1 protein-coding gene is annotated in these 500 nt (G+C 42.8%); it reads left to right on the forward strand.

The features are described from left to right. The coding region (locus BG32_RS13890) for a proton-conducting transporter membrane subunit (RefSeq protein ID WP_259459760.1) at positions 1 to 500 on the forward strand (500 nt) is incomplete at both ends.

Below are 500 nucleotides of genomic sequence, written 5' to 3' on the forward strand. Positions count from 1 at the left end.
ATAGCATTAGTCTTCCTGCCCGTTCTCGGTGGCGTTATCTGCCTCGTATTGAAGAAGAGAAAGAACGTCAGCCTGATCATTGCCATTGTTACGGCTTTAGTCGGTGGAAGCGTCCTTCCATTTGTTATCTTTGACAACGCTTCGATAGACATAGGGAACTGGGGTTCACTTGGAATCGGACTTGCCATAGATGAATTAGCAATCCCCTTTCTGCTATCGACTTTTATCGTTATGCTCGCGGTGATCTTGAATTCTATCAAGAAGGGTTATGACGGTTTTTTCTATGCCTTGATCCTCATACTTTACGGAACTCTAAATTCAATATTCCTTTCGAGAGACCTTTTCAGTATTTTCGTAACCGTTGAACTCGCATCGATAATTTCCTTTATCCTAGTTTCCTACGAGAAGAAGCCCCGTCAGGCCTGGGCAAGTCTAAAGTATTTGCTCCTCTCTTCACTAGGTCTGAACTTTTATCTACTAGGAATCGGAATCGTCTATAT

This window comes from Mesotoga sp. HF07.pep.5.2.highcov (assembly GCF_003666285.1).
GTDB lineage: Bacteria > Thermotogota > Thermotogae > Petrotogales > Kosmotogaceae > Mesotoga > Mesotoga prima.